Source organism: Adlercreutzia sp. CNCM I-6215, assembly GCF_977072315.1.
The window spans coordinates 1-6049 of record NZ_CDRVMA010000028.1; the positions used below are offsets into that span (position 1 = coordinate 1).

Sequence of the window (6049 nt, forward strand, 5' to 3'; positions counted from 1 at the left end):
GATTAGCGGTACCGAGACAGCCTACTCGCGGTACCGCCTTTTGCTGATCGCCGGTACCAAGCCAGGTGATCGATGGTACCGCGAGAGGTTACTACTCATTCGATGTAGGTATCGGTGCGCTCGGGCACAAGATGAAGCAGATCCACGAGGCGCGCGGACGGCTTATTGTAATCGACGAACCAGTCGCCCACATCCGTGCTCTTGAACGAGATCTCGGCCACGAGATCGTCGACCTCGTCTTCGGAGAGCCCCTCCTTCTGCTCGGGCAAAACGCGGTTGCCGTCCTCGTCGCGCTCGATCATGTCGAGGCCGTAGGAGCGAACAAGGGACATCAGCATATAGAACTGGTTCTGGGTGGCGCGCTCGAACTGGGGGAGCGCCGCGATGAAGTCCTCCGCCTCGCGAAGCGGGCGCTCCTCGGCGCAGAAGGCGAGGGTCTTGTACAGGATCTCGCGGTTCAAGGGATGACGCATCACCGTGCGGTTCAGCTCCGCGAGCTTCTCCTCGAAGGTGAGTTCGGCGGCGTCGGGCAAAGCGTCAGCAGCGAGCGCGGCAACATCCATCGCCGCCTCGGCGGCTGCCTCCTCGCGCTCCTGGGAATCGTCTCGCGGCATTTCGCGGGTTTCAAAATCAGCCATGCATGCTTCGCATCGCAGCGGATGCGACCCTCCCCTCTTACCTATTTGGTTCTCCTCCTTGCCGCTTCGCCTCCTCGCACCAACTATGTCTCGGAGGTTTTCGAAGCGGTTCCACGGGTCGGAACTATAGGCGATTGGGATTGAAAACGACTACCCGCAGACTGCCTGAAATTGAGAAAATGGGCGCAAAAATCTCACGCAGGCTGGGTGAGTGACCCGTTTTACCTGCGCTTTTGCTCGCACTTTTTGATGAGTGGAATTATCGACTCACCAGATACACCTTGTCCGGAGGGATGCGCACCCACAGCCTCTCCCCCACCTCCGGCAACGCAACGCCTTCGCGCATGCTCACGCGCCAGAACATATGCTGGTGCAGGTAGCTCATCTCGTTCGTCTCGAAGGCGACAGCGGCGCCATCCGCATCGTCGCGATCGAGAAAGCCCAGAAGCGCCATGCGCTCGAAGCGGGCATCGCTCACCCGATCGACGCGAACGCGGTAGCAGTTCTCGCCGGGGCCCTCCGCCCTCTCCACATAGAAGGCGCGAAGGCCCAGGCACTTCACATCTCGCGGCACTTCCTGGGCCGTATGCACGTCAATGCCCCACGGGGGGACGTGCACCGCGTGCGGCCCGGCGTACTCCGCCGCCGGAGCGTTCTTGCAGCCCGACAGCTTCAGCCCCGCCACCGACTGCGGACGGTTCACCAGCTCCCGCCCCCGATCCATCTCCACGATGCGCCCGGCATCCACCACCGCGATGCGGTCGCAGAACCGCAGCGACTCGTCGATATCGTGGCTCACATATAAGATCGTTCCCTCAAAAGCTTCGAACAGGCTCACGAGGTTCTGCTCGAGAACCCCTTTCAAGTGAGAGTCCAGGGCGCTGAAGGGCTCGTCCAGCATGAGGATGCCCGGCCGCGCCGCCAGCATACGGGCCAGGGCCACGCGTTGCTGCTGGCCACCGGAGAGCTGGGCCGGATAGCGCTGCCCGAAACCGCGCAGGCCGAAACGCTCCAGCTCCTCGGATACGATGCGCTCGCGCTCCGCCCTCGGCACCTCGCGCCCGATGCCCGCGCCGATGTTATCCGCCACCGTCAGGTTAGGAAACAGCATGTAGTTCTGGAACAGAAGGGCCGTTTTACGTTGCTGCGGCGTCAGGTTGATCTTCTGCTCGGAATCGAAGAACACCTTGCCATTCACAACGATCCGGCCCTCATCCGGCGTCTCGATGCCCGCGATGCAGCGCAGCGTGAGGCTCTTGCCGCACCCGGAGGCCCCCAGAAAGCCCAAAGTCTCATCGCCGCCCGCAAAAGCCACGTCCAGGGTGTAGTCGCCGAAGCTCTTCTTGATGCGCACGTCCAGGCTCATCTAGGCCACCCCCTCTCCCAGAACGTCGGCACTTCCGGCACTGTCCTCCCGAAGGCCCTTCGCGCTCCTCCTTCGGCCGCCGCCCCGCGTGCCGTTTCTCCGCGGCTTGGGCGAGCGCCCCTCGTGGCTGCTCTTCTGGCGATAGCGCGTGGTATGCCGGCTCCATAGGTTGATGAACAAAATCACGAGGAAGCTGAACACCAAAAGCACGATCGTCCAAAACCAGGTGGCCTCGGTGTTGCCGTTCATCCACTCGAAGTAAATGGCAATGGGGATGGTGCGGGTGCTGCCCAGTTGGTTGCCCGCCAGAAACAGCGTGCACCCGAACTCGCCCAAGGCCCGGGCGAAGGCGAGCACCGTGCCCGAGGCGATGGACGACCAGGCCAAGGGCAGCATGAGGCGCAGGAAGATGCGCCCGTTGGACCAGCCCAAGGTACGGGCCGCGTCGAGCATGTTCGGATCCAAGCTCTCGAAGGCGCCCCGGGCGCTGCGATACATGAGCGGGAAGGCCACCACCACCGCAGCGAGGACCGTGGCCTGCCAGCTGAACACGAGCGGGAATCCGATCTCCTGGAAGAAGCGCCCGAAGGCCGTGTTGCGCCCGAGCGCCGACAACAGAAGGAAGCCGCAGACCGTCGGCGGCAGCACCATGGGAATGGTGAAGATGGTATCGAAGATATCCTGGGCGCGCTTCGAGATGCGCAGCGTGAAATATGCGGCGGCCAGCCCCAGGAAGAACACGAACACAATGGCCACGCCGCAGGTCTTGAGCGTCACCCATAAAGGCGAGTAGTCCATGGACGAGAGAAACTCCCCCACCTGCTCAAGCGGGCCGCCCTTCTGGGCGATGACGGCGCCCTCCGCCGGCACGAGGAGCCCGCTGTCCATCTGGGACGGTCGCACCTCGCTCTTCACGTCGAAGGTGTCGTCGGGACCCTCGATGGTCACGTAGAAGCGGCCCTCCGAGATCTCGCGTCCGAAGGTGAATACCACGTCGCCCACGGCGAGCGATGCTCCCTCAGTGCCTTCCGCATCGGCAATGAGCACCTTCCATTCCTCTTGGCTCGCCAGCGGGTTCACCCCCGTGGAGAAGTTCTCATCCAGGGCCGCCAAGTAGGTCTTTATTTCCTGCACCTGAGAGCTGCCCTCGTCCTCGATGCCGAACTCGTCGGCCACCGTCCGGGGAATGAAGAGCACGGCGTAGTCGGCCGTGTTGACGACAGCCACGCGGTCGGTGCCTGAAAGCCGGTAGGTGTAGCCGTAGCTGAGGCCGTCGATGTCGCGCGCGGATCCCGTGCGCGAACATTCGAAACCCTCCACAGCGAAGTCGCAGCCTTCCATGCGGGCCGCATCGCCGTCAGCGGAGATGTCTATCTCGGCATCTTGGACAGCCTGCTCCGCATCGTCGGCCCAAGCCGCAGGGGGGCATGCGGCCATCGAGGCCCAGACCAAGATCACAGCTGCGGCCAACCTGAGCGTCAACGCCCTCAGGTCAATCGCAGATCGTCTCGCTCCGCGCACTTCCCTTGATTCCATAGTCACCGCTCTTCCCGATTCACACTTCCACGACCGCGCCGACCCCCGTGCATCGAACCTTCCTCCGACAACCTCCCAGCGACCCCGCTGCACGGCCACACGCATCACCGCTTTTGCGTCGAAGAGCCGATGCACCAGGCGGGCGGAGCTATGCGCCCCGCCCGCCTGACGAGATGCCTTTTGCAACTCGCACTATTCTACCGCGAACACTTTAGTTCTGGGCGAGCTCGAAGCCCCACTTCTCCCAAATCTGGTTGGCGTCCTCGTCGGTCATGCACCACTCGAGGAAGGCCTGTGCCGCCTCGGCGCTCTTGCTGTCGGTGCATACCGCGCCCGGATAGGTAATGGCCTTGTGGGTGTCGTTGGGAACCACCGAGCAGATGGCGACACCGCCCATGCGGTACACGTCCGAGGTGTAGACCATGGCGATGTCAACCTCGCCGGACTCGGCATACTTGCACACGTCGCCCACCTTGCCGCCGAGGGTCACCTTCGGCTGCAAGGTCGCGGAGAACTCGCCGCCCTTGCCCGTGGCATCGGCGCCGGTGGCCCCGTCGGGCTCGATGTAGCCGCCGACCGTCGTCAGGGACTGGCAGGCGTAGTTGCCGGCCGGCACGTTCTCGTCACCCACGGCCAGCGTGTACTTGCCGGCGGCGATGTCCTCAAGGCTGATGTCCTGACCTGCCAGGTCACCGCCCTCCTTGGTGACGATGACCAGGTCGTTGTTGAACATGGTCTGGCGGGTGTCCTCCTTGACATAGCCCGCCTCAACCGCATCGTCCATGGTGCCCTTCGAGGCCGTAATGAGGATGTCGGCGTACTGACCGGCACCGAGCATCTCGTTCAGCGTGCCGGAAGCCTCGTACTGAGTGTCGCCGAAGGTGACGTTGGGGTTCTGCTGAGTGTAGAGCTCCTCGGCCTCGGCCATGGCCTTGGTCAGGGAATTGGCGGCGAAAATCTGCAGCTCAACCGTCTCGCCCTCAGGCTCGGTCGCCTCGGGGGCCTGAGTTTCCGTCTGGGGGGCAGCGGGCTCATCGGCCTTCTGCTCCGTAGTGTCGCCGCCTGAGCAGCCGAAGAGGCCCAGGGCGGCCATAAGAGCCACCGACACGGCACCGAGTTTCCAACTTTTGCGCATTGGGGTCTTCCTCCCTGATAGGTTATACGTCTTCGCGAATAAAGCGTTTTGGATATATTATCCTTATTCTCATATAATCGCAAGTCCTATCATTCTCATCTCCGAATATGGTTCCGAACCCCTCGCGCTCCTCCATGGGAAACGTCCGCAGGGGCTGACCTTGGTCAGCCCTCGCGAGAGGGATACCTTCGCACGACAAAAAAAGGGGCGACCGAGGTCGCCCCCTACGGAGATTCTTCCTAGACCTCTTCCGAGGCTTCTCTACGAACTCGCTTCTACAGCTTGAACCCAAGGGCATCCAGCACGTATTTGGGCACCATGAAGCGAACCGTCTTCTCCGGATCCACCATCTGGCACACCTGTACGTCGGCCACAAGGGACAGCAGCATAACCATCTCTTCGGCCAGCTTTCCCGTGCGGTCGCAGATGAGATCGACCATCTCGTGAACCGCGCGGTCGGCAGCGGCATCCAAAGACTCGGCCGAGGCAATGACGCCGAGATGCGTCGCGTTCTCGATGAGGGGATCGGTCAGCGCCAGCTTCGGCAGGGCTTCCAAGGTCACCGTGGCCCACCCGGCCGCCTCGGCGCCGGACACGCTGATCTCGCCATCGCCCATGGCCGCGTGCATGTCGCCGCAGCCGAAAAGCGCGCCGTCGGTATATACGGGGAAGTACAGCGTCGCGCCCGCCGTGATGGCCGTATTGTCCATATTGCCGCCATGGGAGCCCGGCGTGCCGCAGTTAACAGGCTCGCCAGCCGGCGCCACGCCGATAACGCCGATCATGGGCCTCAGCGGAATGCGCAGCTCCTCGTCCCACACCAGCTCGTCTCCGTCGATCTTGCAGAGATGCGTGCTCCAGGCGTCGAAGCGATCGCCGCACACCCCCTCGCCCTCGCCGGTGCAGGAAGCCGTCTGCCCGTCGAACTCGATGGCCTCGATGGTGACTTTCAGCGCCCCGCCGGGCACCGCGCCCTCCACAAAGATCGGACCCGTGGCGGGATTGATGTGATCCCAATCGATCTCATCGAGTTCGTCCTCGGGCCGCTGCACTTGATTGCCGAAGCAATCCTTCGTGCGTACGCGCACCGTCGTCCCCGAAGGCACCACTAACGCCGGCTCCAGCTCTTTGTCGAACGCATACAGAACCTTCTCATCACCAAGCTCGATCATAAGCTCCTCCTAAAACAAAAAAGACACCCTTCCAGGTGTCCAAAATTATAATACAGTTTTTGTCGCACAGGTTCGCCCATCCCATTAGGGCGGGTGAGACGCAAAAAAGCGCCCCCTGCGAGCGGAACGACCTGTCCTCCCGCGGCCTGGCGCCGCAGTACTTTCGGCGAGGTGGGGCTTAACTGCCGAGTTCGGAATGGGA

At 62.7% G+C, this 6049-nt stretch carries 5 protein-coding genes; all 5 read right to left on the minus strand.

Features of this window, described 5'->3' with window-relative positions; all coding sequences use genetic code 11:
- Positions 1 to 95: 95 nt before the first annotated feature.
- Positions 96 to 638: a hypothetical protein gene (locus ACW4LP_RS12170; RefSeq protein ID WP_455803863.1), complete on the minus strand. Its 543-nt coding sequence runs from the start codon at positions 636 to 638 to the stop codon at positions 96 to 98.
- A 259-nt stretch (positions 639 to 897) separates the two neighbouring features.
- Positions 898 to 2004 carry a sulfate/molybdate ABC transporter ATP-binding protein gene (locus ACW4LP_RS12175; RefSeq protein WP_157012975.1) on the minus strand — a complete coding sequence of 369 codons (1107 nt, stop codon included), beginning with the start codon at positions 2002 to 2004 and terminating at the stop codon, positions 898 to 900.
- Positions 2005 to 3540, minus strand: coding sequence for a molybdate ABC transporter permease subunit (modB, locus tag ACW4LP_RS12180; protein WP_227070694.1), 1536 nt, complete (start codon positions 3538 to 3540; stop codon positions 2005 to 2007).
- A 211-nt stretch (positions 3541 to 3751) separates the two neighbouring features.
- Positions 3752 to 4675 carry a molybdate ABC transporter substrate-binding protein gene (gene modA / locus ACW4LP_RS12185; protein WP_227070695.1) on the minus strand — a complete coding sequence of 308 codons (924 nt, stop codon included), beginning with the start codon at positions 4673 to 4675 and terminating at the stop codon, positions 3752 to 3754.
- Positions 4676 to 4950: 275 nt separating this feature from the next.
- Positions 4951 to 5847: an acetamidase/formamidase family protein gene (locus tag ACW4LP_RS12190; RefSeq protein ID WP_157013089.1), complete on the minus strand. Its 897-nt coding sequence runs from the start codon at positions 5845 to 5847 to the stop codon at positions 4951 to 4953.
- Positions 5848 to 6049: the final 202 nt, after the last annotated feature.

Coding starts and splice junctions, on each gene's coding strand:
- ACW4LP_RS12170 (WP_455803863.1), bottom strand. CDS start 638: ATGGCTGATTTTGAAACCCGCGAAATGCCGCGAGACGATTCCCAGGAG.
- ACW4LP_RS12175 (WP_157012975.1), bottom strand. CDS start 2,004: ATGAGCCTGGACGTGCGCATCAAGAAGAGCTTCGGCGACTACACCCTG.
- modB (WP_227070694.1), bottom strand. CDS start 3,540: ATGGAATCAAGGGAAGTGCGCGGAGCGAGACGATCTGCGATTGACCTG.
- modA (WP_227070695.1), bottom strand. CDS start 4,675: ATGCGCAAAAGTTGGAAACTCGGTGCCGTGTCGGTGGCTCTTATGGCC.
- ACW4LP_RS12190 (WP_157013089.1), bottom strand. CDS start 5,847: ATGATCGAGCTTGGTGATGAGAAGGTTCTGTATGCGTTCGACAAAGAG.